The organism is Streptomyces sp. NRRL B-1347 (genome assembly GCF_000720325.1).
GTDB lineage: Bacteria > Actinomycetota > Actinomycetes > Streptomycetales > Streptomycetaceae > Streptomyces.
In genome coordinates this window covers 179,701-203,926 of record NZ_JOJM01000004.1, presented here as the reverse complement: position 1 = coordinate 203,926, position 24,226 = coordinate 179,701, and the positions used below count along the sequence as shown (strand labels likewise).

Annotated in this window: 27 protein-coding genes; 18 read left to right on the top strand and 9 right to left on the bottom strand. The window is 72.2% G+C overall.

Annotated features, from left to right (window positions below):
- Positions 1 to 4: 4 nt before the first annotated feature.
- Together IG74_RS0106315 and IG74_RS0106310 are read right to left on the bottom strand one after the other, a co-directional pair.
- Complete coding sequence (locus IG74_RS0106315) at positions 5 to 946, bottom strand: phosphatase PAP2 family protein (protein ID WP_051854620.1); 942 nt, start codon at positions 944 to 946, stop codon at positions 5 to 7.
- Positions 947 to 1,097: 151 nt separating this feature from the next.
- A complete protein-coding gene (locus IG74_RS0106310) occupies positions 1,098 to 2,000 on the bottom strand; it encodes a LysR family transcriptional regulator (protein ID WP_030670969.1) in 903 nt (300 codons plus the stop codon).
- A gap of 143 nt (positions 2,001 to 2,143) precedes the next feature.
- Between IG74_RS0106310 and IG74_RS0106305 the strand changes: the two genes are divergently transcribed.
- Positions 2,144 to 2,449 carry a DUF1330 domain-containing protein gene (locus IG74_RS0106305; RefSeq protein ID WP_030670966.1) on the top strand — a complete coding sequence of 102 codons (306 nt, stop codon included), beginning with the start codon at positions 2,144 to 2,146 and terminating at the stop codon, positions 2,447 to 2,449.
- Positions 2,450 to 2,528: 79 nt separating this feature from the next.
- Here IG74_RS0106305 and IG74_RS0106300 read toward each other — a convergent pair whose 3' ends face one another.
- Complete coding sequence (locus IG74_RS0106300) at positions 2,529 to 3,047, bottom strand: DM13 domain-containing protein (protein WP_030670963.1); 519 nt, start codon at positions 3,045 to 3,047, stop codon at positions 2,529 to 2,531.
- A gap of 182 nt (positions 3,048 to 3,229) precedes the next feature.
- Here IG74_RS0106300 and IG74_RS0106295 point away from each other — a divergent pair, with 182 nt between their 5' ends.
- The gene (locus tag IG74_RS0106295; protein WP_030670960.1) at positions 3,230 to 3,685 is read left to right on the top strand and encodes a nucleoside deaminase; all 456 of its coding nucleotides are present in this window, start codon (positions 3,230 to 3,232) and stop codon (positions 3,683 to 3,685) included.
- Positions 3,686 to 3,760: 75 nt separating this feature from the next.
- Here IG74_RS0106295 and IG74_RS0106290 read toward each other — a convergent pair whose 3' ends face one another.
- Positions 3,761 to 4,132 (bottom strand): winged helix-turn-helix transcriptional regulator, encoded by a 372-nt coding sequence (locus IG74_RS0106290; protein ID WP_030670957.1) that lies wholly within the window; start codon positions 4,130 to 4,132, stop codon positions 3,761 to 3,763.
- A 91-nt stretch (positions 4,133 to 4,223) separates the two neighbouring features.
- Between IG74_RS0106290 and IG74_RS0106285 the strand changes: the two genes are divergently transcribed.
- Complete coding sequence (locus IG74_RS0106285) at positions 4,224 to 5,063, top strand: SDR family oxidoreductase (protein ID WP_030670953.1); 840 nt, start codon at positions 4,224 to 4,226, stop codon at positions 5,061 to 5,063.
- 129 nt (positions 5,064 to 5,192) lie between these two features.
- Positions 5,193 to 5,459: a hypothetical protein gene (locus tag IG74_RS0106280; RefSeq protein ID WP_030670951.1), complete on the top strand. Its 267-nt coding sequence runs from the start codon at positions 5,193 to 5,195 to the stop codon at positions 5,457 to 5,459.
- Between the two features lie 36 nt (positions 5,460 to 5,495).
- Here the strand turns inward: IG74_RS0106280 and IG74_RS0106275 are convergent, their stop codons facing one another.
- The gene (locus tag IG74_RS0106275; RefSeq protein WP_051854619.1) at positions 5,496 to 6,527 is read right to left on the bottom strand and encodes a helix-turn-helix transcriptional regulator; all 1,032 of its coding nucleotides are present in this window, start codon (positions 6,525 to 6,527) and stop codon (positions 5,496 to 5,498) included.
- Positions 6,528 to 6,621: 94 nt separating this feature from the next.
- Here IG74_RS0106275 and IG74_RS0106270 point away from each other — a divergent pair, with 94 nt between their 5' ends.
- Both IG74_RS0106270 and IG74_RS0106265 read left to right on the top strand, forming a co-directional pair.
- A complete protein-coding gene (locus IG74_RS0106270; protein ID WP_051854618.1) occupies positions 6,622 to 7,041 on the top strand; it encodes a VOC family protein in 420 nt (139 codons plus the stop codon).
- 118 nt (positions 7,042 to 7,159) lie between these two features.
- Positions 7,160 to 7,483, top strand: a complete 324-nt coding sequence (locus tag IG74_RS0106265; protein WP_030670941.1) for a TfoX/Sxy family protein — start codon at positions 7,160 to 7,162, stop codon at positions 7,481 to 7,483.
- Between the two features lie 25 nt (positions 7,484 to 7,508).
- On the opposite strand, the gene IG74_RS0106260 is transcribed toward IG74_RS0106265, so the two are convergent.
- Positions 7,509 to 8,087 (bottom strand): helix-turn-helix domain-containing protein, encoded by a 579-nt coding sequence (locus IG74_RS0106260; RefSeq protein ID WP_030670938.1) that lies wholly within the window; start codon positions 8,085 to 8,087, stop codon positions 7,509 to 7,511.
- 201 nt (positions 8,088 to 8,288) lie between these two features.
- On the opposite strand from IG74_RS0106260, the gene IG74_RS0106255 reads away from it, so the two are divergent.
- Both IG74_RS0106255 and IG74_RS0106250 read left to right on the top strand, forming a co-directional pair.
- Positions 8,289 to 8,972, top strand: a complete 684-nt coding sequence (locus IG74_RS0106255; RefSeq protein WP_030670935.1) for a class I SAM-dependent methyltransferase — start codon at positions 8,289 to 8,291, stop codon at positions 8,970 to 8,972.
- Complete coding sequence (locus IG74_RS0106250; protein WP_030670932.1) at positions 8,969 to 9,430, top strand: DinB family protein; 462 nt, start codon at positions 8,969 to 8,971, stop codon at positions 9,428 to 9,430. Before IG74_RS0106255 ends, IG74_RS0106250 begins: the two co-directional genes overlap by 4 nt.
- 67 nt (positions 9,431 to 9,497) lie before the next feature.
- Here the strand turns inward: IG74_RS0106250 and IG74_RS0106245 are convergent, their stop codons facing one another.
- Positions 9,498 to 10,097 (bottom strand): ABATE domain-containing protein, encoded by a 600-nt coding sequence (locus IG74_RS0106245; RefSeq protein WP_030670929.1) that lies wholly within the window; start codon positions 10,095 to 10,097, stop codon positions 9,498 to 9,500.
- A gap of 103 nt (positions 10,098 to 10,200) precedes the next feature.
- On the opposite strand from IG74_RS0106245, the gene IG74_RS0106240 reads away from it, so the two are divergent.
- The 3 genes from IG74_RS0106240 (at position 10,201) to IG74_RS0106230 (ending at position 14,470) form a co-directional block, all read left to right on the top strand.
- A complete protein-coding gene (locus IG74_RS0106240; RefSeq protein ID WP_051854665.1) occupies positions 10,201 to 11,004 on the top strand; it encodes an MBL fold metallo-hydrolase in 804 nt (267 codons plus the stop codon).
- A gap of 169 nt (positions 11,005 to 11,173) precedes the next feature.
- A complete protein-coding gene (locus IG74_RS45630; protein ID WP_037824591.1) occupies positions 11,174 to 13,927 on the top strand; it encodes an ABC transporter substrate-binding protein in 2,754 nt (917 codons plus the stop codon).
- 81 nt (positions 13,928 to 14,008) lie between these two features.
- Complete coding sequence (locus tag IG74_RS0106230; RefSeq protein ID WP_030670924.1) at positions 14,009 to 14,470, top strand: pyridoxamine 5'-phosphate oxidase family protein; 462 nt, start codon at positions 14,009 to 14,011, stop codon at positions 14,468 to 14,470.
- Between the two features lie 79 nt (positions 14,471 to 14,549).
- Here the strand turns inward: IG74_RS0106230 and IG74_RS0106225 are convergent, their stop codons facing one another.
- Positions 14,550 to 15,089, bottom strand: a complete 540-nt coding sequence (locus IG74_RS0106225; protein ID WP_051854617.1) for a TetR/AcrR family transcriptional regulator — start codon at positions 15,087 to 15,089, stop codon at positions 14,550 to 14,552.
- Positions 15,090 to 15,209: 120 nt separating this feature from the next.
- On the opposite strand from IG74_RS0106225, the gene IG74_RS51960 reads away from it, so the two are divergent.
- From IG74_RS51960 to IG74_RS0106190, 7 genes are all read left to right on the top strand, one after another.
- Positions 15,210 to 15,650: a hypothetical protein gene (locus IG74_RS51960; RefSeq protein WP_030670916.1), complete on the top strand. Its 441-nt coding sequence runs from the start codon at positions 15,210 to 15,212 to the stop codon at positions 15,648 to 15,650.
- A 72-nt stretch (positions 15,651 to 15,722) separates the two neighbouring features.
- Entirely contained in the window at positions 15,723 to 16,166 is a 444-nt protein-coding gene (locus IG74_RS0106215; protein ID WP_030670914.1) for a hypothetical protein, read from the top strand.
- Positions 16,167 to 16,230: 64 nt separating this feature from the next.
- Positions 16,231 to 17,127 carry a LysR family transcriptional regulator gene (locus IG74_RS0106210; protein ID WP_030670911.1) on the top strand — a complete coding sequence of 299 codons (897 nt, stop codon included), beginning with the start codon at positions 16,231 to 16,233 and terminating at the stop codon, positions 17,125 to 17,127.
- An 84-nt stretch (positions 17,128 to 17,211) separates the two neighbouring features.
- Positions 17,212 to 18,270, top strand: a complete 1,059-nt coding sequence (locus IG74_RS0106205) for a tartrate dehydrogenase (RefSeq protein WP_030670908.1) — start codon at positions 17,212 to 17,214, stop codon at positions 18,268 to 18,270.
- A gap of 81 nt (positions 18,271 to 18,351) precedes the next feature.
- Complete coding sequence (gene dctA / locus IG74_RS0106200; protein ID WP_051854616.1) at positions 18,352 to 19,722, top strand: C4-dicarboxylate transporter DctA; 1,371 nt, start codon at positions 18,352 to 18,354, stop codon at positions 19,720 to 19,722.
- A 108-nt stretch (positions 19,723 to 19,830) separates the two neighbouring features.
- Positions 19,831 to 20,661, top strand: a complete 831-nt coding sequence (gene nadE / locus IG74_RS0106195; protein ID WP_030670897.1) for an ammonia-dependent NAD(+) synthetase — start codon at positions 19,831 to 19,833, stop codon at positions 20,659 to 20,661.
- A gap of 167 nt (positions 20,662 to 20,828) precedes the next feature.
- The gene (locus IG74_RS0106190) at positions 20,829 to 22,055 is read left to right on the top strand and encodes a hypothetical protein (protein ID WP_051854615.1); all 1,227 of its coding nucleotides are present in this window, start codon (positions 20,829 to 20,831) and stop codon (positions 22,053 to 22,055) included.
- A gap of 87 nt (positions 22,056 to 22,142) precedes the next feature.
- Here the strand turns inward: IG74_RS0106190 and IG74_RS47735 are convergent, their stop codons facing one another.
- On the bottom strand, positions 22,143 to 24,182 hold the full coding sequence (locus IG74_RS47735; RefSeq protein ID WP_051854614.1) for an MFS transporter: 2,040 nt from the start codon (positions 24,180 to 24,182) through the stop codon (positions 22,143 to 22,145).
- Between the last annotated feature and the right edge of the window lie 44 nt (positions 24,183 to 24,226).

The window sequence follows — 24,226 nt, the reverse complement described above, 5'->3', positions numbered from 1 at the left end:
CCCGTCACAGCACGCGCCCACGGCTGCGGCGCGGGCCGGGGCCGTCCAGGTCGACGTGGCGCAGCAGGGCGAGCAGGAGCAGTGTGACGGCGGCACCGGCTCCGGCGGCCAGGGCGTGTCCGGACTCGTAGGCCAGCCGGGGCACGGCGGGGTCGCGGGCGTCCAGCCGGAACATGGAGTCGAGCAGCAGGATCGTGCCGGTCACCAGGCCGGTGAGGGCGAAGAAGGTCAGGGGGAGGACGACGAGCAGGGCGCGCAGGGGGAAGCGGCGCCCACCCGCCCGGCGTACCCGGCCGGTGCGGGCGAGGGCTGCGGTGAGGCCGCAGACGACGGCCAGGACGAGCAGGTCGGCGCCGAGCATGTCGCTGGGCCGGTGCCAGCCCGCGGCCACGGTGTAGGCGCCGACGAAGGCCGCCCACAGGTAGCAGATTCCGGCGGCCAGGCCGCGCAGCCGGTAGGGCACGACGAGGATCAGGCCGAACATCACGCTCATCGCGATGGTGGTGTGCCCGCTGGGGAAGCTGTTGTGCGTGAGGCCGTCCGGCGCGTCGACGAGGTCGGGCCGGGGCAGGACGTACCGCTTGAGGATCTCGGCGGCCAGCAGCGACCCGCACACCGTGCCGACGGCCGCCGCGGTGAGCGCGTACCGCCTGCGCAGCAGCCCGATCGCGGCCAGCACCAGGACGGCCGCGGCCAGCGAGGAGACCGTGATGTGGTCCAGGAGGCGGCTCGCGTCGTGGGCCGCGGCGAGGGATTCGTCGAGGTGCCGTCCGGCCAGCGCGGCGTTCTCCCACCGCTGGCCGGTCCCGGTCAGGACGAAGGCGGCGTAGACGGCCGCCAGGAGCAGCACGGCGGCGGCCGTCGCGCAGCGCAGTCGCTTCCGTACGCGCTCCCCGAACGCGTCCCGCGCTCCCCCGACGGCATCGAGCTCGATCCTTGGATCCATGATCCGATTCGGACCCGCCGCGTGCCCGCCGGCCCGCCGGGAGGTCCGAACGCCCGAAGGGGGCCGCCGGGCCCGCACCGCGCGGCGGGCGTTCCCGCCGGTTCCCCGTGCCTGTCCGGTTCGGCGTCCGTCGCGCTCGGCCTCTCGCGCGTCAGTCCGGCAGCCAGTGCTGCTCGTGCGCCAGGGTTTTGGCGGCGGCACGGACGCGGCGGTGCAGCGGCGACTGCTCGCGCGGGAGGACCAGGTGGATCGTCATGCTGGGCGCGCCTCGTAGCGGTCGCCAGGTGAGACCGGCCGGTTGTGCCGTGGCCGCGGCTTCTCCGGCCGGGGCGAGGGTGACCCCGTCGCGCAGGTCGCGCTGAGACATGTCGAAAGAGACTGCGGGCGTGTGGAACCGGGGGTGGGGTCGGGTGTCCCGGAACAGTGCGGACAGCTGATCGTGGATCACGGGGTTGGCCGCACGGTCCGGGAGTCGCAGCGGATACGCGGCCGCGTCGGCGATCTCGATCTCCGGGTGTTCGGCCAGCGGATGGTGCCGCGCCAGCTGGACCCCGATGCGCGCACGCCGCAGCAGGAACCGGCGCACGCCACGGCCCGGCTGTTCACCGCGGGTGATCCCGGCATCGATGCGGCCGTCGGCGACCGCCGGGGAGATCTCCGGTGTCGCCATCGGGACCGCGCCGACCTCGAGTCCGCTGTTGCCGCGCATCAGCCTGTCCACCAGGGCCGGTGTCGTCTCGGCCCCGGTGCTGAGGCTGTATCCGATGCGCAGCGTGCCCAGTTCACCGGCCGCCGCGCTCCGGGCGGTGTCCCATGCCCGGTCCAGCGCCGCCAGCGCGGGCGGCGCGGACTCCGCCAAAGCCGCACCGGCCGTGGTCAGTACGACGCTACGCGTGTTGCGGACCAGCAGGGCCGTACCGAGTTCCGCCTCCAGTCGGCGCATCCGGGCGCTGAGTGCGGGCTGTGCGATACCGATCCGTGCGGCCGCGCGGGTGAAGTTCAACTCCTGCGCCAGCACCAGGAAGTACCGCAGGCTCACCGTATCCGGCGCCACGCGCCCTCCCCGCCGATTGATAACGATCCGTTCTGAGTCTATCCCGTACCGGTCTTTCCCTCGGCCGCAGATCAAGCTCTAACCTGCGCATATGAAGTGCCCATTCGAAGTCGGACCCGTCCGGCCGGACACAGGAGGTTTCCATGCCTAAGGGCTACTGGGTCAGTGTCTACCCCGCCCTTTCCGACCCCGAGGGGCTGGCCGCCTACGACAAGCTGGCCGGTCCGGCTGTCCAGGCCGGGGGCGGGCGCACCCTGTCCCGGATTCCGTCCCGTGGCGGTCGAGTCGTCGCCCACGAGGCCGGAATCACGCAGCGCGTCGTTCTGATCGAGTTCGACAGCTTTGAACAGGCCGTCGCGGCATACGAGAGCGAGGCGTACCAGAAGGCGCTGGTGGCCCTCCCCGACGGCGTCGAGCGCGACTTCCGCATCATCGACGGCATCGACTGACCGGCGAGGCCCAGCCGGCGCTGGGCATCCGCAGGCCTCCCACGTGCGAAACGACTCCCGCAGTCACCGCTGCAACCAGTCAGGCGCGGGTCAGTTCGGCGGCGCCGAAGGACACGTCGAAGCGGTCGCACCAGATGGAGACGCTGCGGTACCGGTTCAGGTCGAGGTCGGCGGGCAGCGGGTAGTTCTGGTCGCCCTTGTTGCCCTTGAGCGCGCCCAGGCTGACGTGTCGGCCGTCGTCGAACACGTGCCAGCCGTCCTTGCCCGGCTTCACTTCCGCGTCGGTGAGCCAGACCCGCAGGGCGGGTCCGTTGCTCGTGTCCAGGTCCGTGAGGCGGAGGACGCGGGTGCCGTCCGCGAGGCGCAGGACCCGGATCGAGCCGCTGGTCTCGTGCTCGTGGCTGATCAGCTCCCCGTCGGCCAGGCCCTCGGGCGCGTCGTCCCCGGCCGCCGCCACGGGCAGCGGGTCCCGTACGGTCTCGTCCACCCACAGCTTCCACGGCTGGAACCAGTACAGCCCCGCTCCCACCAGCACGACCCCGGTGACCAGCACCGTGATGAACCACGGCCTGCCGAGCGTGCGCCGTACGCGTCCCATGTCATGCCTCCGCGAAGTGATCGGGTGTGCTCCTGCCCAGTACGACGTGCGCGGGGTCCCCGACACTCCCTGAATCTCATGACGAAAGTCTTACGTGCCCCCGCTGACGCGTCGCGCCGCCCGGGGCGGGTCCGTGCCAGGCTGGGCGGGCCGCGGCGCCCGCACTCCAGGAGGACAGCTGCATGTCGAGGGAATCCGACGACCGGCGCATGCTGCGCACCGCTCTTGAGGAGGCGCGCGCCGGTCTGGCCGAGGGCGGCATCCCGATCGGCGCCGCCCTGTACGCGCCGGACGGAACCACCCTGCTCGGCCGCGGCCACAACCGCCGCGTCCAGGACGGCGATCCGTCGGCCCACGCGGAGACCGCCGCGTTCCGCGCGGCGGGACGGCAGCGCTCGTACCGCGGTACGACGATGGTCACGACGCTCTCGCCCTGCTGGTACTGCAGCGGCCTGGTCCGGCAGTTCGGCATCTCCCGCGTCGTCGTCGGGGAGGCCCGGACGTTCCACGGCGGGCACGACTGGCTGGCCGAGCACGGCGTGGAGGTCGTGGTCCTGGACGACCCCGATTGCGTCACCCTGATGACCGCCTTCACGAAGGCCCACCCGGAGCTGTGGAACGAGGACATCGGGGCGTAGCCGACCACCCGTCCGCCCGCGACCGCGGCGCTCGGGGTCACGCCGGACGCGCCTTCGAGGCCGACCGCTACCGCGCTATCCCGCGGTGGGGGGCGGCAGCCGCCGTGTGACGCGGTCGAGCAGGTCCGTCAGGGACTCACCGATGTCCTGGCCGAACTCGGTCAGCCCGTAGGTGACTTGGGGCGGTGTCGTCGGCTCGACCTCCCGCCGGACCAGGCCGTCCCGCACCAGGGCGCGCAGGGTCTGGGCGAGCATCTTCTCGCTGACGCCCTGGATGCTGTCGCGCAGCTCGTAGAACCGAAGGTCGTTGCTGCGCAAGGAGATCAGCACCCAGACGCCCCACCTGCTGGTCACGTGGTCGACCACGTCACGCGCGGGGCAGTCGGTGTGAAACACCTCATACCGCCGACCCGCCTCGGCCCGTCTCAGCTGCGCGCCTTCCTTCATGTCCGGAGCTTACCTCTGGGTACGTCCTTACGGAGAGTAAGCCCGACTTCTAGCGTCAAGGGCCGTAGCGCAAACGGACTAGGAGCTGAACATGATCGTGGTGACCGGAGCCACCGGGAACATCGGGCGGCCTTTGACGCAGGCCCTGGCGAAGGCGGGCGAGCAGGTGACGGCGGTGTCGCGGCACGCGGCGCCGATGCCGGACGGGGTCCGGCACGTGACGGCCGACCTGGCCGAGCCGGCGAGCCTCGCGCCCGCGCTTGAGGGGGCGAAGGCGCTGTTCCTTTTGCTCTCCGGCGACCTGCACGCCCCCGAAGCCAGGCCGGCCGACCTCATCGACCTGGCCGCGGCCAGCGGGATCAGCCGGGTCGTCCTGCTCTCCTCGCAGGGCGTGTCGACCAGGCCGCTCGGCCCGACGCGGGTCGCGATGCGTGCGCTGGAGGACGCGTTGCGGGAGTCCGGCCTCGGCTGGGCCGTGCTGCGCCCGGGCGGCTTCGCCTCCAACGCCCTGGCCTGGGCGGAGTCCGTCCGTACCCAGGGGATGGTTGCCGCACCCTTCGGCGACGCGGGGGTGCCGGTCATCGACCCGGCGGACATCGCCGAGGTCGCGGCGGCCTGCCTGCTGGACGACCGTCACAACGGCGGAGTGTACGAGCTGACCGGGCCGCAGGTGATCACACCGCGCCAGCAGGCGGAGGTCATCGCCACCGCGCTCGGCTCGCCGGTGCGGTTCCACGAACTCACCCGCGCCGAGGCCAAGTCCATGATGACCCGGTTCGTACCGTCCGAACTCGCCGACGACACCCTGGACATCATCTCCGCCCCGAACCCGGCCGAACTACGGATCAGCCCGGACGTGGAACGGGTGCTCGGCCGCGCCCCGCGCCCCTTCCACGACTGGGTCGCCCGCAATGTCGCCGCCTTCCGCTGAGGCCGGGTCCTCGCTCCTGACAGGATGTCGGCTCCAGTGTCTGACCTGGTGGAACCTTCCGCACCGGCCCCACGTCTTCCCGTGCGACCGTCAGCACATGCACTATGCACACAGCCGGGAGAACAGACCGTGGTCGACAAGGACGTTGAGCGCACCGACGAGCGGGGTTACGCCCCGGAGCCCTGGTGGGCGGACCTCGGGACGTGGGGGGCCGTCGCACTGATGGTCTTCGGGGGTCTCGCGGCGCTGGTCCTCTTCCGACTGCCCGGCACCCCGCAGGAGCTGGCGTCCGGCTACCACGGCGCCGCGAAGGTCATTGCCATCGGCGTGGTGATCGTGGGGTCCACCTTGCTGAGCCGCCGCACCCGCACCGCGGCCACCGAGGAGACCAACTAGCCGGTACGCGCCCGGACTTCAGGGCGCGACCGGCGTCTACGGCTCGCATCCGGTGCCCGGCTCCGCGCACTCCTCGCTCGGGTGGCCTTGTCTGTTGAGCGCGTGGGCCGCGCGCAGCAGGCGGTGGGCGAGCCTTTCCAGGTGAGGGGCGAGTTCGGGGGTGCCGTGGATGGTGTGGCTGGGGCCGAGGTCGGTGCCGAGGAGCTGTCCGGCGATGTGGTGAGGGTCGTCGGCGGCGAGGTCGAGGGTGCTGGTCGTCTCGTCGACGCGGCGTACGCGGTCGGGGAGGGCGTGGGTGCGGGCGCGGACCGTGGCGGGGTCGGCGGGGACGACGGCGTGGAAGGCGTAGCGGGCGGGGGCGGCGGCCAGGCGGGCGGCGACGTAGGCGGCCGCGTCGGTGGCGGGCAGTTCGCGGGCGGCGGCTCGGTGGCCGGTGGGGGTGGGGTCGGTGAGGCGGTCGATGCGGAAGAGCCGCCATTCGTCGTGTTCGGTGTCGTAGGCGACGAGGTACCAGACGGGGGCGGCGGCGACCAGGGCGTGCGGTTCGGCCCGGCGCCGGCCGGTGACCCCTTTGCCGGTCCGGTAGGTGAAGGTGACGGTCTCGTGGTCGCGGCAGGCCGTGGCCAGGGTGGCGAGGACGGTGGGGTCGGCCTCGGGTCCTGTGCTCCAGGGCACGGGGAGCGGGGCGGCGGTGGCCTGGATCGCGGTCACTTGGCGGCGCAGCCGTTGCGGTAGCACTTGCTCGAGTTTGGCCAGGGCGCGCACCGCGGTCTCCTCGATGCCGGTGACGCCGCTGGTGGCGGTGCGCAGGGCGACGGCGATGGCGACGGCTTCCTCGTCGTCCAGGAGCAGCGGGGGCAGGTCGGTTCCGGCGGCCAGGCGGTAGCCGCCCGCGGTGCCGGTGGTGCCCTGGACCGGGTAGCCGAGATCGCGGAGCCGGTCGATGTCACGGCGGACGGTGCGCAGGGTGACACCGAGCCGCTCGGCGAGTTCGGTGCCGGACCAGGTGCGGCGCGTCTGGAGCAGGGAGAGCAGGCGCAGCATCCGGGCGGGCAGGTCCTGGGTCATGCCTTCCAGACTGCCAGGCATTAGTGACGTGAGCTGTCCTAAAGGGCCCCTAGCGTGGGAATCGTCCGCAAGCTCCGCACAGACAGGAAAGATCATGATTACTGGAGTGAACACGGCCGTCGTCTGGGTGCTGGACCAGGACGCGGCCAAGACGTTCTTCACCGACAAGCTCGGCCTGCGGCCGCGCACCGACGTGCCGTTCGGGGACGGCATGCGCTGGGTCACCGTGGGGGCCGAGGCCCAGCCGGAGGTGCAGGTCTCCCTGATGGTCCCGGGGCCGCAGGTGATGGACCCCGAGTCCGCCGGGCAACTCACCGCGCTGCTCGCCAAGGGCGTCCTGATCGGCTGCACGTTCACCGTCGAGGACTGCCACGCCGCTTTCGCCGACCTGTCCGCGCGGGGCGTGACCTTCGTCCAGGAGCCGCAGCCCAGGCCGTGGGGCATCTCCGCGACCCTGCGCGACGACTCCGGAACCGTGCACGAGCTCCTCCAGCCGCACCACCAGGGCCGGTGAGCAGCCGGTCGGTCGGCACGGCAGGGCACCGCCCTGCCCACGGGTGGCCGCACCCACGCCCGACGGAAACGATGACCACAGCACGCCCTCCCGGGCCGTCCGACGACGAGGTGGAGTCATGGCTTACGACGAAGTGCTCGCGGAACGCATCAGGGAACGGCTGGAGCCGGAGGGGGTGGCCGCGAAGAGGATGTTCAGCGGCCTGACCTTCCTCCTCCAGGGAAACGCGCTGGCCAACCTGTACGACGAGGGCCTCATGGTCCGCGTCGGCAAGGACAGGACCGCCGAAGCCCTGGCGCGCCCCGGCGCCGCACCCCTGGTGATCCGGGGCAAGGACCAGAAGGGCTGGGTCCTGCTGGCGGAGGAGACCCTCGACGACGACGTCCTGGACGAGTGGCTGGCCTGGGCCATGGACGTCACCGCCGAGCTCCCGCCCAAGTAGCGACCCCGATGGGTCCTCTGGCTCCTCAGCGTCCGACCGGTGTCACATGGGGGTGCTCGCCCTGCGGGCCGACCAGGACGAGCACTTCCGCGGGCCGGCTCTCGGCGCTGCCGATCCAGTGCGGTACGCGGGCGTCGAACTCCACGGCCTCGCCCGCGCCGAGGAGGTACTCCTCCTCGGCGAGTACGAACCTGACGTGTCCGTCGAGGACGTAGAACCACCCGTAGCCCTCGTGGGTCTGCCGCTTCGTGGTGGATACCTGCCCCGCGGGCGGATAGATGACCTTGTAGGCCTGGATGCCGCCCGGCCGCCTGGTCAGGGGCACCAGCACGAGCCCGGACCGCCGCACCGGCCGCAGGTGCACGCGCGGGTCGCCGGTGGGTGGCGCGGCGACGAGGTCGTCGAGCGGGACGCCGTGCGCACGGGCCAGGGGCAGCAACTGCTCAAGGGTGGGGCGCAGCTTGCCGTTCTCCAGGCGGGAGAGGGTGCTCGCGGTGAGGCCGGTCTCCGTCGCCAGGGCGGCGAGCGTGGCGTTGCGCGCCCGGCGCAGGGCGCGCAGCCTCGGCCCGACTCCGGCCAGCACGTCTTCAGCGGGGGTGTCCATGCCGCTCGATTTTGCGTATCCGCAACTTTCCTTGCAAGTGCGGAACGGCCGTGACGATCCTGTCGGCACATCGACGGATCCGAGTCGAGCCGGGGCCCACCCAGCGGAGCAGCCTCGCCCCAAGGCGGTGGCGCACGGCCGCACCCCCTCCGGCGCGGCGGCGACCGGCGAAGACCAAGACGAACACGAAGGGCACCCCAGATGCGTCCCACCGACCAGTCACAGCCCACCGACGAGACCGTAAGCGAGCACGGCGCGGCGGAGGAGGAGAGCGCCGCCCAGTTCTGGGAGCGGATCCACCGCGCCCGCGGCGGCTGGGGCACGCGCGTCAACCCGCTGCTCGCCGAGGTCGCCGCGCCGCTGCGCCCCGGCGCCGCCCTGGACCTGGGCTGCGGCCCCGGCGGCGACTCGATCTGGCTGGCCCAGCAGGGCTGGCACGTGACCGCCGTGGACATCTCCGCCACCGCCGTCCAGCGGGTACGGGCGCGCGCCCGCGAGCTCGGCGTCGGGGAGCTGGTGAACGCCGAGCGGCACGACCTGGCCGACAGCTTCCCGGCGGGTCGATTCGACCTGGTCTCCGCCCAGTACTTCCAGACGCCGTTCGAGCTGCCCCGCGCCGACATCCTGCGCACCGCCGCACGGGCCCTGCGGCCCGGTGGTCTGCTGCTGGTCGTCGACCACGGCTCCACCGCGCCCTGGTCGTGGAACCAGGACCCCGACATCCACTACCCCACGCCCGACGAGACCGCCGCCGAGCTCGCTCTCGACCCGGCGCGCTGGTCCGTCCTGCGCGCCGACATGCCCCGCCGCCGGGCCACCGGACCCGCCGGTGAGACCGCGACCGTCGTCGACAACGTCCTACTCGTCCAGCGGGCCGCCGTATGACCGCGGACACGGGCAACGACGAGAAGGCGACCCTGCTGGGCATCCTCGATCAGCTGCGTGACTCGGTCGCGGGCAAGGTGAGCGGAGTGCCGGAGCCGCACGTCCGGAGGGGCGGCGTGCCCTCGGGCACGAGCCTCCTCGGGCTGCTCAGGCATCTGGCGATCGTCGAGCGGTTCTACTTCCTCGGTGAGGAGGTCGGCCCCTGGCACGCGACCATGCGGCCGTCGGCCGAGGACACCGTCGACAGCCTGCTCGCCGACTACCGCAGGACCGTCGAGCGGGCGAACCAAGTCATCGACGCCTGCCCCGATCTGGCGCTTCCCGCCCCGCGGCCCCCGCGCCGGGGGGCGGGCCCCTCGATGCGATGGGTCCTGGCGCACATGATCGAAGAGACCGGCCGGCACGCGGGCCACGCCGACATCCTGCGCGAGCAGATCGACGGATCCACCGGCCGCTGACGGGCCGTCCGCCGCTGCGGACCTGAGCGCACGCCGGTACGGGCCTCGGCACCTCCCGGCACGGGCCTCAGCACCTGTCGGCTCGGGTGCGCCGCGCGTAGGCGCGGGCCGCCCGGGCCCGGTCGCCGCAGCGGGTGGAGCACCAGTGGCGGCGGCCGTGGCGCAGCAGGTAGCGGTTGCAGGGCGTGGAGCCGCAGGCGGTGAGGCGGTCGGCGTCGGGCCCGGTCAGGAGGTCGGCGGCGTCGGCAGCGAGGGCCGCGAGGGCGTGCTCGACGATCTGGGTGGTGGGGTGCGAGGCGGCCCGGTACAGGCCGCGGGTGGGGTCCCAGTGCAGCAGGGAGGCCGCGGGCGCCCGGGTCAGGGCCTCGTTGACCGCCGCGAGCGCGCTCGCGGGTGCGGGGTGGCCGTCGACGTGGGCGGCGAGCAGGGCCCTGATCTGTTCGCGCAGCGCCCGCAGTTGCGCGGCGCACATCTCCTGGAGTCCGGCGTCGACGGGGGCGAGCCCGCGTGCGACGAGCCATCGGTTCGTCGCCGCGGGGCTGCCGAGCAGATCGAGGAACTGGCCGCCGGGCAGCGCGATCGCGCTGTTGGCGAAGTCGAGGGCGGGGTGCTCGTCGGCGCCCGGCGCGGGCGGCAGATCCGGCTCGGCGGTCGCGCTGTCCTTCATGACTCTCATGTTATGGCTTGCGTTCATCCATGAGAAACAACTAGCTTCCTCTCACGGATACACCCCTACTCATCCGTGAGGTGTTCTTCTCGTGACCTCCCCGCTGCCCTCTTCCGGCGAACCCCGGCCCCCGTCCGGCACACCCGGCGAGCAGATTCCCGTACGCGTCTTCGGCGGACCGACCGCGCTCTTCGAGTACGGCGGTCTGACGTTCCTCACCGACCCCACCTTCGACACCCCCCGCACCTACCAGGTGCCGGGCGGCGAGCTGGTCAAGACGGCGCCCGCCGCGGCCGCGCCCGCCGACCTCGGCCGCGTCGACGTCGTGCTGCTCTCGCACGACGAGCACCCCGACAACCTCGACGTCTCGGGCCGGGCCCTGCTCGCCGAGATACCGCTCACCCTCACCACTCCCAGCGGTGCCCGCCGTCTGGGCGGTGCCGCGCAGGGCCTGGCGCCGTGGGCGTCGGTCGACCTTGACCGCCCCGACGGCAGGACGGTGACCGTGACCGGCGTGCCCGCGCTGCACGGCCCGGAGGAGCTCGGCGTCGAGGAGGTCGAGGCGACCATCGGCGAGGTCGTCGGCTTCGTCCTGACGTCGTCCGACCTGCCCACGGTGTACGTGAGCGGGGACAACGCCTCGCTCGACCGGGTCCGCGAGATCGCCGCGCGCTTCGGCCCCGTCGACACCGCCGTCCTCTTCGCCGGAGCGCCCCGCGTGCCCGTCTTCGACGGTGCCCTCCTCGTCCTCGACAGCGCCCAGGCCGCCCAGGCCGCCGTGATCCTCGGGGCGCGCCGGGTCGTGCCCGTCCACTGCGACAGCTGGGCGCACTTCACCGAGGGCCACGACGACCTCGTGGCCGCCTTCAAGGCCGCGGGGCTCGACGACCGCCTCCAGGCGCGCTGAACGACCGCCCGGACCCGGGCCGTTCCGCCCGATGAGACGCAGGTGAGGCGCAGCCGCGACGCAGTCGTCCGCGCCTGCGTCACCAAATCTCTCCAACTCCAGCACGGCACGGGTAAATTGACCTTGCCGCCCACAGCGGGCGCGCCTCGTCGGGGGGTTGGGGTAGGAAATGCGCGGCACGGTCCTGGACGGGCGGTACACGCTCACGGAGCGAATAGGCGCGGGAGGCATGGGCGCCGTCTGGCGGGCCCGCGACGCGCGCCTCGACCGGGACGTGGCCGTGAAGCTGCTCGGCCTGCCCCGGCACACGTCGGGACCCGAGCGGGAGCGGATGCTCGCGCTCTTCGTACGGGAGGCGCGGGCCGCCGCGGCCCTCGACAGCTCGTACATCGTGCCGGTCTTCGACCACGGCGCGGACGGCGACGTCCCGTACCTCGTCATGCCGCTCCTGACGGGCCGTACGGTGAACGCGCTGCTCGCCGACGGGAACGGGCTCGCGCCGGAGCGGGTGGCGGACATCGCGGGGCAGGTGTGCCGGGCGCTCGACGTCGCCCACCGGGCGGGCATCGTGCACCGGGACATCAAGCCCGCCAACGTGATCGTCACCGACGAGGGCACGGTGAAGGTCCTCGACTTCGGCATCGCCAAGTTCCTCGACGCGACCGGGGCGACCGGCGGCTACCTCACCCGCACCTCCGACTCCCCCATCGGCACGCTGCACTACATGGCCCCCGAGCGGTTCACGCGCGGGCCCGCCGACGGCCGCACCGACGTGTACTCGCTGGGCTGCATGGTCCACGAGATGCTCACCGGCTCACCGCCCTTCGACGCACCGTCGGAGGCCGCCCTGATGCACTGCCACGTGTACGAGACCCCGGTCGCGCCGTCCGTACGGCGTCCGGGCCTCGCGCCCGGGTGGGACGAGCTGGTCGGCAGGCTGCTGGCGAAGGACCCCGCGGGCCGGCCGAACGCCGACGGGGCGCGCGTGGCCCTGGAGGGCTTGGCGCGCACGGCCGCCGCCCGGCCCGAACCGGTGCCTCCGGCCGCGCCGCCGGAGCCGGTCGGCGCGACCTCCTACCCGCTCGCCCCACCCAGACCCCAGGGCCCGCCGACGCCGTGGCCCGCGCCCCAGCCGCTGGTCCTGGCGGGCAACGGCCCGCGTCCGTGGTGGCGCAGATGGTGGCTTCCCGCCGGGGCGGCCGTCGCCGTCGCCGCGATCGTCGCCACGTTCACCATCGTCCAGCCCTTCGGCAAGGGCGGCGGTGACGACGACTCCGGCAAGCGGCGGACGGACAGCTCCGAGCGGCCCGTGACCGGCGGCAAGTCCGGCGCCGTGGCCGAGGTGGCCAAGACCGAGACGCTGACCACCGGCACGGCGGCGGACTCGAAGGGGCCCGCGCCCGCCGTCGCCGGGGCCACCAAAGGCGGCACGGTCACCGTCGTCGAACCCGGCGACATCACCACCGTCGACCCCGGCAAGATGTGGTCGGGCACCGACCGGCTCGTCTCCCGCCTGGTCTACCGCAGCCTGACGGGCCTCAAGACGCAGTCCGACGGCTCCGTCAAGCTGGTCGGCGACCTGGCCACCGACACGGGGCGCCTCTCGTCCGGCGGCCGGACCTGGACGTTCACCCTCAAGGAAGGGCTGACGTACAACGACGGCTCCCGAGTGCGGGCCCAGGACTTCGCCTACGCCGTCGAGCGCACGCTCGACCCGGCGTTCGCCTCCGGCGACAGGACCGTACGCAACTGGATCATGGGCCCGGGCAACACCGGCGACCGCACGCTGGCTCCGGGCACCATCGAGACCCCCGACGACCGCACCGTCGTCTTCCACCTCGACCGCGCCCACCCGGACTTCAACGTCGCCCTCGCCGGGCCCTCCGGCGCCCCCGTGCCCAGGGGCGCGAAGGAGGCCAGCTCCGGGGCCACGCCGTCGACCGGCCCGTACCAGATCACCACCTACACGGGCGCGAAGAACGTCACCCTGGCCCGCAACCCCGAGTGGAAGCCGGACACCGACCCGCTGCGCACCGCGTACCCGGACCTCTACCGCGTCGAGGGCGGTCTCACCGTCGACGAGATCAAGTCCCGTACGACGGCGGCGGGTCCGGGCGACGCCGTGATGTCCTTCACCGGTTCGGTGCGCCAGGACTCCCTCGGCAAGGCCTCCGGCACCGGGCGGCTCTCGGCGCCCGCCTCGTACGTGCACGCGTACGTCGTCAACACCGCCCGGGTGAAGGACCGCAAGGTCCGCAAGGCCATCGCCACCGCACTGCCCGCGGGCGACATCCTCGCGGCGAGCGGCGAGGACGGCACCGTGCAGCACAGTCTGCTGCCGCCCGGCATCCGCGGGGCCGACACCTTCGACCTGTACGGCGCCGGGGAGCGCGGCGACCCGGCCAAGGCGCGGAAGCTCCTGAAGGAGGCGGACGAGAGCGGCTACCGGATCACCCTCGGGTACGGCTCGGACACGGACGCCAAGCGGGCCGACGTGATCGAGGCCGCCCTGGAGCGGGCCGGTTTCCGGGTCAAGGTCGAGCGGGCCGACATCTCCGCCTATTACAAGAACGCGGGCGACGGCAAGTACGACCTGTTCCGCTTCCCCGTGGGCGGTGGGCTGCCCGTCGCCTCCACGTTCATGCCGGACTACTTCGACGGCGAGTTCACCTACCCCGCCTCGTCGAACTACTCGCGCCTGAAGAGCGCCGACGTCGACGCGGCGATCGAGGCGGCCGACTCCGCGAGCTCCCTGCCCGCCGCGGGCGAGCTGTGGTCCAAGGTGGACCGGCGCGTGATGGAGGAGGCGGCGGTCGTGCCGGTGTACGTGCCGGTGCGCACGTTCCTGTACTCGAAGGCGCTGCGCGGGCTCCAGGTCGACCTGGACGGGGTGTCACCGCTCAACGCGTACGTGCACCGCTGACCCGGCCCGGCGCTCTCGGACCTCGGACGTAGGTCCGCTGCCCCATGCGCGCTCCCCCGGCACTGGCTACGGTCGGTCACCATGCAGAACACTGACAACACGCGCCGCGACCTGCGCGAACGCGTCCGCGACACGCTTTCGCGGCTCGGCCGCGAACGGGACGTCTGGGTGTCCACCGCGCACCCGGACCGCGGCCCGCACCAAGTACCACTGTGGTTCTGGTGGGACGGGCGGGCGCTGTGGCTGTGCACCGGCGAGGCCACGGCGACCGCGCGCAACCTGCGGGCGGATCCCCGCGTACGCCTGTCCCTGCCGGACACGTTCGACGTGGTACAGCTGCGCGGCCGCGCGGACTGCTTCCCGGCGAGCGAGGTGCCCGGGGAGGGCGCGGCCGGATTCGCGACGAAGTTCGGCTGGGACCCGCGGGCGGACGAGGGCGCCTTCGTCTACGTGCGGGTGACCCCGGAGAGCGTCCTTGCCTGGCGCGGTGAGCCTGAACTGACCGGCCGCGTGCTCATGCGCAAGGGGGCGTGGCTCGGCTAGCGGCCCCGCCCCGCGACGGCGCTGGGGAAGCCCGCCTCCCCCGCGCCGCCAACGCCGCGTGCGCGGAGGCCCGCCCCGGTCATGCGTGCCCGAGCGCCGTGCAAGCGAGGCGGGCGAGTTTGTCGGGCAGGTCCTGCGGGTCGAGGCGCAGGGTGTGCAGCCAGGAAAGGGCCGTGCCGCCGAGCAGGGCGTGGAGCAGGTCGAGGTCGGGCAGCTCCGCCAGTTCGCCGCGGTCCACGGCGCGTTCGACGAGCATGGTGATCACGGCTCGCTGCGAGTCGATGAAGGCGGGGGTGAACCGCTCGACGAGGGCGGGGTTGTTGGACGCCTCGGCCATCAGGTTGAGCACCACGCTGGCTCCTGCCGGGTCCGCCAGCTGGCCGACGACAACGTGCGCCAGGGCGGTCAGATCACCTCTCAGGGAGCCGGTGTCGGGCAGGGTCGCCGCGGGGGTGTCGTGCACGACTGCCGCGAAGAGCATCTCCTGCTTGGTCGCGTACCGCCGGTAGATCGCTGCCTTGCCCACCCCGGCACGGGCGGCCACCGCGTCCACCGTCACCCGTCCATACCCCACCTCGGCCAGCAGCTCGCGGACGGCGGCGGCGACCGCCAGATCCACACGGCTCTCACGAGGGCGCCCAGTTGGTTGCGCTGCTTTCTCCACTGTGACAGCATACGGCACTAGCAGTTCCGATAATCTTCGTTCCGTAAGTCCTTCTTCGTTCGAACAAAGGGCGCCATGCGAAAGCTCAAGAAGTACATCGCCGCACTGGGCGTGACTGCGGCAGCCGTCATCGGATCCGCTCCCACTGCCGGTGCGGCGGACTACCCCTGGTACCCCTTCGACGGGATAAAGAGCAACTGGCACTGCTCCACGACGGAGAAACAAGGAAGCGCCTACATCCAGCAGTGCGTGATCGTCAATGGGATCGCCTACCAGGGGGCGACCATCATCACCACCAACACCTCGGTGAACGCGCAGTCCTATACCTCCGCGATCCGGAATCGCGTATCGGACGGCCGCGTTGCCTGCGCCGGAGCCATTTCAGACGAAACGGTTCTGTGCCTCAGTGAAACGCTCCGCGCCGCCCGCGGGTCCTACGTCCAAGGGGCGGCAGAAGTCATCGTCGGCGCTACGGTCCCCACATGGCACATGTCGCCCACGGTGCCCATCAAGTAGGCGCCTCCCGCCCCACCTTGCTCGCACGACCGTCAGAAAGATCAGGCCCGCACTACCTACGAGGGGATCGCCATGCCCATTTTCAAGAGGTCCGTCGCCGTGCTCGGCGCGACTGCGGCAGCAGTCATCGGATTCAGCTCGAATGCCAGTGCCGCCGACAACCCCTGGTTCAAGTTCACGGGAATCAAGGACAACTGGCACTGCTCCGACACGGTGAAGCAGGACCGTGTCTACGTCCAGCAGTGCGTCATCATCAACGGCAGGGCTTTCCAAGGCGCGACCATCGTGAAAGTCAACGCCCCGGCGGACCTGTCAGCGCAGGCCTCCGTTGTCGAAGACCGCTACCAACGCGGTTTCCAGGCGTGCTACGACGGGATTCAGGAAAATACGACCGTGCTGTGCCTGAGCAAGACGGAGCAAGCGAACCCTGGAGCATATGTACAAGGAGTTGGCTCGGTCCACACTTCGGGAGTCGGCAGTAAGGTGCACTTCTCCCCCACGAAGCGCATCAGCTAGAAGAAACGTCGCCCTCTTTCCCGGTGACGCAGGAACTCACCGACGGCTCTGAGAGGGTGCGCGTATGGATGTCCGGCAGTTGGAGTACTTCCTCGCGATCGTCGACCGGGGCGGGTTCAACCGGGCGGCTGCGGCGCTCTACGTGTCGCAGCCGTCGCTCTCGCAGGCCGTCCGGGCCCTGGAGCGTGACTTCGGCACGGAGCTCTTCCACCGCATCGGGCGCCGGGCGGTCCTCACCGAGGCGGGCAAGGCGCTCATCGAACCGGCGCGCGCGGCCGTGCGGAGCCTGGAGACCGCGCGGGCGAGCGTCGCGGCCGTGCACGAGCTGCGCGAGGGCCGCCTCGACATCGCCTCCATGCCGTCGCAGGCGGTGGAGCCGCTCACCACGCTGATCCGGGCGTTCAGCGACGACCATCCGGGCGTCTCGGTGGCCGTCAAGGCGGCCTTCACCGCGCGGGACGTGATCGACATGGTGCGTACCGGCGCGGTCGAGCTGGGGCTGCTCGCGACCGCCGGAGCCGTGTCCGAGAAGGAGGTCGCCGCGCACGTGCTCGGGCGGCAGCGGTTCGTGCTCGTGGTGCCGCCCGGCGGTCCCTTCGCCGGGCGGTCCGCGCTGGCCTGCGAGGAGCTGGCCGGGCAGCGCCTCATCGTCGGACAGCCGGGCACCGGCATGCGCGCCTACGTCGACGCGCTGCGCGAGCGGGGCGTCGACTTCACCGTGGCCGCGGAGACCGAGCACCGGGTGGCCCTCCTTCCGCTCGTCCTGGCCGGGGTCGGGCTCGCCGTCGTCACGGACTCCTGGCGGGAGTTCGCACAGCAGGCGGGCACCCGCGTCCTGGACATCGAGCCCGCGACCACGCTGGACATCGCCCTGGTCAGCAGGCGGGGCGTGCTGTCCCCTGCGGCCGGTGCGTTCGCCGCGGCCGCCGTCGAATCGCGCGAGCCGGGCAAGGCCCTGTGACAGGCCGCTGATAAGGCCTGCCTATAAGGCAGATCCAGTTTGCGTCTTGGACGCCGCCGCCGGCGCGTTGCTGGAATCGACGGCATGACGAACCACCGCATCGCCCTGATCCCCGGCGACGGCATCGGCACCGAAGTGCTGCCCGCCGCGCAGCAGGTCCTCGACGTCCTCGGCCGTCGGCACGGCTTCGGTCTCACCTACACCTCGTACGACGACTGGTCCTGCGAGCGCTATCTGCGCGAGGGCGCGATGATGCCCGCCGACGGCCTGGACCAGCTGCGCGACAAGGACGCCATCCTGCTCGGCGCGGTGGGCCACCCCGAGGTGCCCGACCACGTCTCGCTGTGGGGTCTCCTCATCCCGATCCGGCGGGGCTTTCGCCAGTACGTCAACCTGCGGCCCATCCGCGTCTTCGAGGGCATCGAGAGCCCGGTGCGGGCCGCGCGCGCGGGCGACGTCGACTTCGTGGTCGTCCGCGAGAACGTGGAGGGCGAGTACAGCCAGGTCGGCGGCCGCTTCAACACCGGCTTCCCCGACGAACTCGCCGTCCAGGAGGCCGTGTTCACCCGGGCCGGTGTCAGCCGCGTCCTGGACTACGCCTTCGGCCTCGCGGCGCGGCGCGGCGGCCGGCTGACGTCGGCCACGAAGTCGAACGGCATCGTGCACACCATGCCGTTCTGGGACGAGCTCGTCGCCGAGCGCGCGACCGACTTCCCTCAGGTGACCTGGGACCAGGAGCACATCGACGCGCTCGCGGCGAAGTTCGTCCTCGCCCCGGGCCGGTTCGACGTGGTGGTCGCCTCCAACCTCTTCGGCGACATCCTCAGCGACCTCGCGGCCGCGATCGCCGGGTCCATCGGCATCGCACCGGCCGCCAACCTCAACCCCGAGCGGGAGTTCCCCTCGATGTTCGAGCCGGTGCACGGTTCGGCGCCCGACATCGCGGGCCGGGGCGTCGCCAACCCGCTGGGCGCGATCTGGTCGGCCGCCATGATGCTCGACCACCTGGGCCATCCGGCGGCGGCCAAGGACGTCACCGACGCCGTCGCGGGCCTCCTCGCCAAGACCGACGTGCGCACCCGCGACCTGGGCGGCACCGCCACGACCGCCGAGTTCACCGACAAGGTCCTCGAACTCCTCTGACCCCCGCCCCGTGAGCCGCCCGCGGCCGCCGCGAGCAGCCCACAGGCCGGTTGCGCCCGTTCCCCGACGAGGAGAAACGCCATGGCAGCACCCGCGTCCTCCGCACCGGCGCCCGCCCCCGCGCCCAAGCGGCCCTGGTACCGGCAGCTCTACTTCTGGGTCCTGACCGCCATCGTCACCGGGGTGCTCACCGGCTGGCTGTGGCCCTCGGTCGGCACCGCCCTGGAGCCGGTGGGCACCACGTTCGTCTCCGCCATCAAGATGCTCATCGCGCCGATCGTCTTCCTGACGGTCGTGGCGGGCATCGGCGGCGTCGACAGCCTCGGCCGCGTCGGCCGCGTCGGCCTGAAGTCACTGCTCTACTTCCAGGCGGGAACGCTCGCCGCCCTGCTCGTGGGCCTGCTCGCCGTCAACGTCTTCCAGCCGGGGGCGGGCGTCCACGCCGACCCGGGCGCGCTCCGCCTTGAAGGCGACGCGCGTCAGTACGTCAAGGACGGGGAGGACCAGGACTGGTGGCACTTCCTCACCGACATCGTGCCCAACAGCGCCGTCGGCGCCTTCGCCGAGGGCAACATCCTCCAGGTCATCTTCCTCTCGGTGCTCTTCGGCGTCGCCCTCAAGGCCGTCGGGCCGGTCGGCGAACCGCTCGTCGAGGGCATCCACCGTCTCAGCGCCGTCGCCTTCAAGATCCTGCACTACGTGATGCTGGCCGCTCCGGTGGGTGCCTTCGGCGCGATGGCCTACACCATCGGCGCGTACGGGATCTCCACGCTCACCAGCCTCGGACAGCTCATCGGGCTCTTCTACGGCACGTCCGCGTTCTTCGTGATCGTGGTGCTCGGCACGGTCACCGCCGCGCTCCGGATCAACATCTTCCGGCTGCTCCGCCATCTGCGCGAGGAGTTCGTCCTCGTCCTCGGCACCTCGTCGTCCGAGAGCGCCCTGCCGCGTCTGATGCAGAAGCTCGAAGGACTCGGCATCCGGCGTGACATCGTCGGCCTGACGGTGCCCACGGGGTACTCCTTCAACCTGGACGGCAGCTCCATCTACCTCTCCCTGGCCGCCGTGTACATCGCCCAGGCGACCGACACCCCCTTGAGCCTCGGCCAGCAGCTCGGTCTGCTCGCCGTCATGATCCTGACGTCGAAGGGGTCCGGCGGGATCACCGGGGCCGGGTTCATCGCCCTGGCCGCGACGCTGTCCACGGTGGGCACCGTCCCGGCGGCGGGCATCATGCTCATCTTCGGCATCGACAAGTTCATGTCCGAGTGCCGTGCCCTGACCAACCTCGCGGGCAACAGCGTGGCCACGCTCGTCGTCGCCCGCTGGGAGAACGACCTCGATGCGGAGCGCGTCAACAAGGTACTGAGAGCCCGTGGCCCGCATCCCGCCCCGGCCGAGGGCGCCGATGACCAGGGCGAGGTCCCGGTGGAGGTGCCGACCAAGGCCTGAGCCGCCTGGCGGCGGGCGCCATCAGGCCTTCCTCTAGAGTGCTTGCGTCCCCTGTGACGCGCGCGGCCCCGGCCGACGGCGCGTGCCGCCCCCGACCGAGGAACGACCGTGACCGACTTGGCGCCCATATCCCTGCAGCAGGAGATCGCCCGCGACCTCCAGGTGAGCCCGTCCTTCGAGGTGGAGCAGGAGATCGAGCGCCGGGTGGCGTTCCTCGCCGACCAGCTGACCTCCACGGGGCTTCGCTCGCTGGTGCTCGGCATCAGCGGCGGCGTGGACTCCACGACGGCGGGCCGGCTGTGCCAGCTCGCGGTCGAGCGGGTCCGCGCCACCGGGCGCGACGCCACCTTCTTCGCGATGCGGCTGCCGTACGGCACCCAGGCCGACGAGCACGACGCGCAGCTGGCGCTCGACTTCATCCGGCCCGACCAGGTCCTGACCGTCGACGTGCGGCCCGCGAGCGACGCCGCCCTCGACGCCGTCCTCGCCGCGGGCACGGCCTTCCGCGACGCGCACCACCAGGACTTCGTCCACGGCAACATCAAGGCCCGGCAGCGCATGATGGCCCAGTACGCGGTCGCGGGCGCGCAGGAGGGCCTGGTCGTGGGCACCGACCACGCCGCCGAGGCGGTCTCCGGCTTCTTCACCAAGTTCGGCGACGGCGCGGCCGACGTGGTGCCGCTCACCGGCCTCACCAAGCGGCGCGTCCGCGCCCTGGCCGACGCCTTGGGAGCGCCGGCCGCACTCGTGTGGAAGACCCCGACCGCGGACCTGGAGACGCTGAGCCCGGGCAAGCCCGACGAGGACGCGCTCGGCGTGACGTACGACGACATCGACGACCTCCTCGAAGGCAAGCCGGTCGACGAGCCCGCCTTCACGGCCATCGTCCGCCGCTACCGCCTCACCGAACACAAGCGCCAGCTCCCGATCGCCCCCTGAGCCGCTGCCGCGGCGGTCGCCCGCTGCCTCCCCTGCGAGCGGGCGGCTCCGGCGGAATCCGGTCATGAGCATGGCGGGTTCCGTCGTGTTGCTGTGCGGGAAGTTTCCACAGTCTTGCCTGAGCGGCAAGGACTTCGTGGCCGCACCACCGACAGCAGGAGGGGACCATGCGACTCAGACAGCTGCGTCCGGTACTCGGACGCCTCACCACGGGCACGGCCGCGCTCGCGCTCGTGGCGACCTCGACCCTGGTCGGCGTGACGGCCCTCGCGGGCCCCGCCGCCGCGGCGGGTGGCCCGCAGGCCGGTGAGGCCTGTACCTCCGCCGATCTGGGCAAGCGGTACCCGTTCATCAAGAGCGTCAAGGTCGAGCCGACCATCACGCACTTCAAGAGCTACTTCGTCACGGCGGGCTCGACGGGCAGCCAGTCGGTCAAGCTCAGCACGCAGACGCAGGTCACGGTGGAGGTCGGCACGTCCACCACCGTGACCGTCGGGTTCGCCCACGCGGTGCTGGTCAAGGCCGAGACCGCGGTGAACCGGACCGTCAAGAAGACCACCGCCACCACCAGCGCCGAAGAACAGACGATCACCTGGAACTTCACGCAGCCCGGCTACTACGGTCTCTACCAGGGCACGCGCAAGGTCACCGGCGAGTACGGCAGCCTGAACTGCGACCGGGTCGACCGCGGTGACGGCACGTACGCCACGCAGTGGACCGAGCGGCCCGGCGGGCAGTACACGACCTTCTCCACGATCGAGGAGGGCGCGATCCGCTGCGAGGACCACGTGCCCGCCGGCACCATCATGAAGAAGGCGCAGGAGATCCTCGGCTGCGAGGGCACGGCGGCGAAGAAGCAGACCGGCAAGGCCCCCGCGCCGGACACGGCGCACAAGGGCCGGAAGGCGTCCGTGAACAGCGAGCGCGGGACCAGCTCCGTGCCGCCCGGCTTCACCTGCCTGCCGGGCAAGTACCGCATCGGCACCCCGGACCGCAAACTCTTCTGGGTGACCTTCGGCGCCGGTGACTACTTCCGCCTGCGGCCCGGGCCCCGGCTGCCCGAGGGCGGAACGTGGAGCATGTGCGAGGGGCCGCAGAGCAACGGCAAGACCGAGTACGCCCTGGTCAACAGCTACAAGGGCCGGTGCGCGACGATGACGGACCACAGCAACGCCGAAGGCGCGCAGTTCCGCATGGACCCCTGCCGCACCGCCGATGACTTCCAGCGCTTCTACCTCTACCGGGACGTCCCCGGCAGCGACCTGGTCGGCATCCAGCTCAAGGCCAACGGATACATGGTCGGCCAGGAGCGCGTGGTGGACGACACGGCGATGCGCCAGTACAGCCAAGGCAATGCCGACGGCACCGGAACCTACGTACTGGAAAAGATCTGACCTTCCGCCGGGCAACTGCGCCCGGGCAGAGCCCCCGTACCGCTGCGGACACGCCCGGCCCCTTCCTGCGGGCCGGGCGTGGTCCGGCTAGGTGGTGAGCGGGTCCGGCTGCGGCACCGCCATGGGTGCGGTGCGCAGGGCCACCCCGTCGGCGCCGAGGTGGAAGCTGAGCCGGGACAGGTCCGTCGCCAGCAGGTCCGCGGTGAGGCTGTCGGGGGCGTCGTCGTGGGTCAGGCCCAGGGTGGTGCAGCCCGCCGCGCGGGCCGAGGCGAGTCCCGTGGCCGAGTCCTCGACGGCGAGGCAGCGGGCGGGGTCGAGGCCCAGGCGTTCGGCGGCGAGGAGGTAGGGGTCGGGGGCGGGTTTGCCGCGGGCGCTGTCCTCGGCGGTGATCATCAGGTCGGGCTCGTCAAGACCGGCCGCCGCGAGCCGGGCCCGTGCCACGGCGCGGGTGGAGGAGGTGACGATCGCGGTGCGGGGGCGGGCCGAGGCGAGCGCGTCCCCCGCGCCGGGCAGGACGGCGACGCCCTCCACGTCGCTGGAGGCGATGCGCAGATAGGCGGCGAGGGACTCCTGGACCCGGTCGGCGGGCACCAGGTCGGCGACGATCTCCTTGGCGGGGCGGCCGGTGGAGCGGCTGACCAGTTCGGGCGGTACGCCTTCGGAGACGGCCCACTGGCGCCAGGCACGCACCACGGCGGCGCGCGAGTCGAGGAGGGTGCCGTCCATGTCGAACAGGACCGCGTCGAAGTGCCGTTCGGTGGGCGGAAGTGAAGGCGCGGCCGTCCGCGAGGTGGTGCCTGCCGTGCTCGCCATGTTCGTGTCCTCTCTCTGTCCTGTGTCCTGTCCTGTGTCCTGTCGTGCGATCTGCCGCAGGCCCTCGCGTTCGCCCTGTCGGGGGCGGCGGCGTGCGACGAGCGCGGCCACGAATGCCGTGGCGATCACGGCGAGCGCGGCGCCGAGGAGCACGACCGCGCTGAGCCCGCCGGTGTCGAGCGCGACGCCGCCGAGCCCTGCGCCCGCGACGATGCCCACGTTGAACCCGGAGATGGCGAACGACACGGCCAGGTCACCGCCGGGTCCGGCGGCCTGGTAGAGCACCGACTGCACGGCCGGCACGAAGGACCAGGCGGCGAGCTGCCAGACGGCGATCAGCGCGATCGCGGCCGCGGGCGTCGTCGTGGCCGGGAGGGCGGCGAACAGCGCGAGCGTGGTCACTCCCGTGGTGACGATCAGCGTGCGGCGCGGCTGGGCGTCCGCGCTGCGGCCGCCGATCAGGTTGCCTCCCACCGCGCCGAGCCCGGCCAGGAAGAGGGTCAGGGTCACCAGCGCGCCGTGGATGCCCGCGCGGTCCTCGAGCAGCGGCACCACGTACGTGTACACGGTGAAGGACGCGGCCCAGAACGTCATGATCGCGCCGAGGCCGACGAGGACCGTGCGGTTGCGCAGGGCCGTGAACCTGACCCGGAGCGAAGGCCCGTCGTCCGTACCGGACTTCGTGACGGCGGTGGCGACGAGGCCCAGGGCGAGCAGGGCGAGCGCGCTGATGCCGAGCATGGGCACGCGCCATCCGGCACCGTGGCCGAGGACCGTGCTCACCGGGACGCCGAGCGCCGTCGCGGTGCTCACGCCCGCCACGATGGTGGCCATGGAGCGGGCCCGTCGCTCGGGGGCCGCGAGGCGGGCGGCGACCGTGAGCGCGGTGGCGAGGTAGAGGCCCATCATGGCGCCGGAGAGCACCCGGGAGAGCATCAGGACGGCGAAGTTCGGCGCGAGGCCCGCCATGAGGTGGCTGACCGCGAACAGGCTGAGCGTGGCGAGCAGCACGCGGCGGCGGTCCGTCTTGGCGAAGACGGCGGCCAGCAGCGGCGCGCCGATGGCGAACGCGATGGCGTTGGTGGTGACCAGCTGGCCCGCGGCGGACTCGGAGACCGACAGGTCGTCCGCGATCTGCGGGAGCAGCCCGACCGGGACGAACTCGGTGCAGGACACCGCGAAGGCGCCCGTGAACAGCGCGATCAGCCAGGACGCCGTCGCGCGTGGCGGGCGTGGCGCGTCCGGCGCGGCTCCGGGCGGGTGCGCCCGCGCCTCGAAGGCCCTCCCCGCCTCCGTCGACTCATCGGTAGCCATGGGATTCCTCTCACTAGCTGCTGCGGATCGATCGGTGCCGGGGA

Bases quoted from the DNA above. Each gene is read 5' to 3' on its own strand.
- IG74_RS0106205 (WP_030670908.1), top strand. From the start codon at position 17,212: ATGACGAACCACCGCATCGCCCTGATCCCCGGCGACGGCATCGGCACC.
- IG74_RS0106290 (WP_030670957.1), bottom strand. From the start codon at position 4,132: ATGAAGGAAGGCGCGCAGCTGAGACGGGCCGAGGCGGGTCGGCGGTAT.
- IG74_RS45630 (WP_037824591.1), top strand. From the start codon at position 11,174: ATGCGCGGCACGGTCCTGGACGGGCGGTACACGCTCACGGAGCGAATA.
- IG74_RS0106190 (WP_051854615.1), top strand. From the start codon at position 20,829: ATGCGACTCAGACAGCTGCGTCCGGTACTCGGACGCCTCACCACGGGC.
- IG74_RS0106265 (WP_030670941.1), top strand. From the start codon at position 7,160: ATGGCTTACGACGAAGTGCTCGCGGAACGCATCAGGGAACGGCTGGAG.
- IG74_RS0106215 (WP_030670914.1), top strand. From the start codon at position 15,723: ATGCCCATTTTCAAGAGGTCCGTCGCCGTGCTCGGCGCGACTGCGGCA.
- IG74_RS0106260 (WP_030670938.1), bottom strand. From the start codon at position 8,087: ATGGACACCCCCGCTGAAGACGTGCTGGCCGGAGTCGGGCCGAGGCTG.
- IG74_RS0106270 (WP_051854618.1), top strand. From the start codon at position 6,622: ATGATTACTGGAGTGAACACGGCCGTCGTCTGGGTGCTGGACCAGGAC.
- dctA (WP_051854616.1), top strand. From the start codon at position 18,352: ATGGCAGCACCCGCGTCCTCCGCACCGGCGCCCGCCCCCGCGCCCAAG.
- IG74_RS0106315 (WP_051854620.1), bottom strand. From the start codon at position 946: ATGGATCCAAGGATCGAGCTCGATGCCGTCGGGGGAGCGCGGGACGCG.
- IG74_RS0106245 (WP_030670929.1), bottom strand. From the start codon at position 10,097: ATGAAGGACAGCGCGACCGCCGAGCCGGATCTGCCGCCCGCGCCGGGC.
- IG74_RS0106305 (WP_030670966.1), top strand. From the start codon at position 2,144: ATGCCTAAGGGCTACTGGGTCAGTGTCTACCCCGCCCTTTCCGACCCC.
- IG74_RS0106250 (WP_030670932.1), top strand. From the start codon at position 8,969: ATGACCGCGGACACGGGCAACGACGAGAAGGCGACCCTGCTGGGCATC.
- IG74_RS47735 (WP_051854614.1), bottom strand. From the start codon at position 24,182: ATGGCTACCGATGAGTCGACGGAGGCGGGGAGGGCCTTCGAGGCGCGG.
- IG74_RS0106210 (WP_030670911.1), top strand. From the start codon at position 16,231: ATGGATGTCCGGCAGTTGGAGTACTTCCTCGCGATCGTCGACCGGGGC.
- IG74_RS0106295 (WP_030670960.1), top strand. From the start codon at position 3,230: ATGTCGAGGGAATCCGACGACCGGCGCATGCTGCGCACCGCTCTTGAG.
- IG74_RS0106275 (WP_051854619.1), bottom strand. From the start codon at position 6,527: ATGACCCAGGACCTGCCCGCCCGGATGCTGCGCCTGCTCTCCCTGCTC.
- IG74_RS0106255 (WP_030670935.1), top strand. From the start codon at position 8,289: ATGCGTCCCACCGACCAGTCACAGCCCACCGACGAGACCGTAAGCGAG.
- IG74_RS0106230 (WP_030670924.1), top strand. From the start codon at position 14,009: ATGCAGAACACTGACAACACGCGCCGCGACCTGCGCGAACGCGTCCGC.
- IG74_RS0106300 (WP_030670963.1), bottom strand. From the start codon at position 3,047: ATGGGACGCGTACGGCGCACGCTCGGCAGGCCGTGGTTCATCACGGTG.
- IG74_RS51960 (WP_030670916.1), top strand. From the start codon at position 15,210: ATGCGAAAGCTCAAGAAGTACATCGCCGCACTGGGCGTGACTGCGGCA.
- IG74_RS0106285 (WP_030670953.1), top strand. From the start codon at position 4,224: ATGATCGTGGTGACCGGAGCCACCGGGAACATCGGGCGGCCTTTGACG.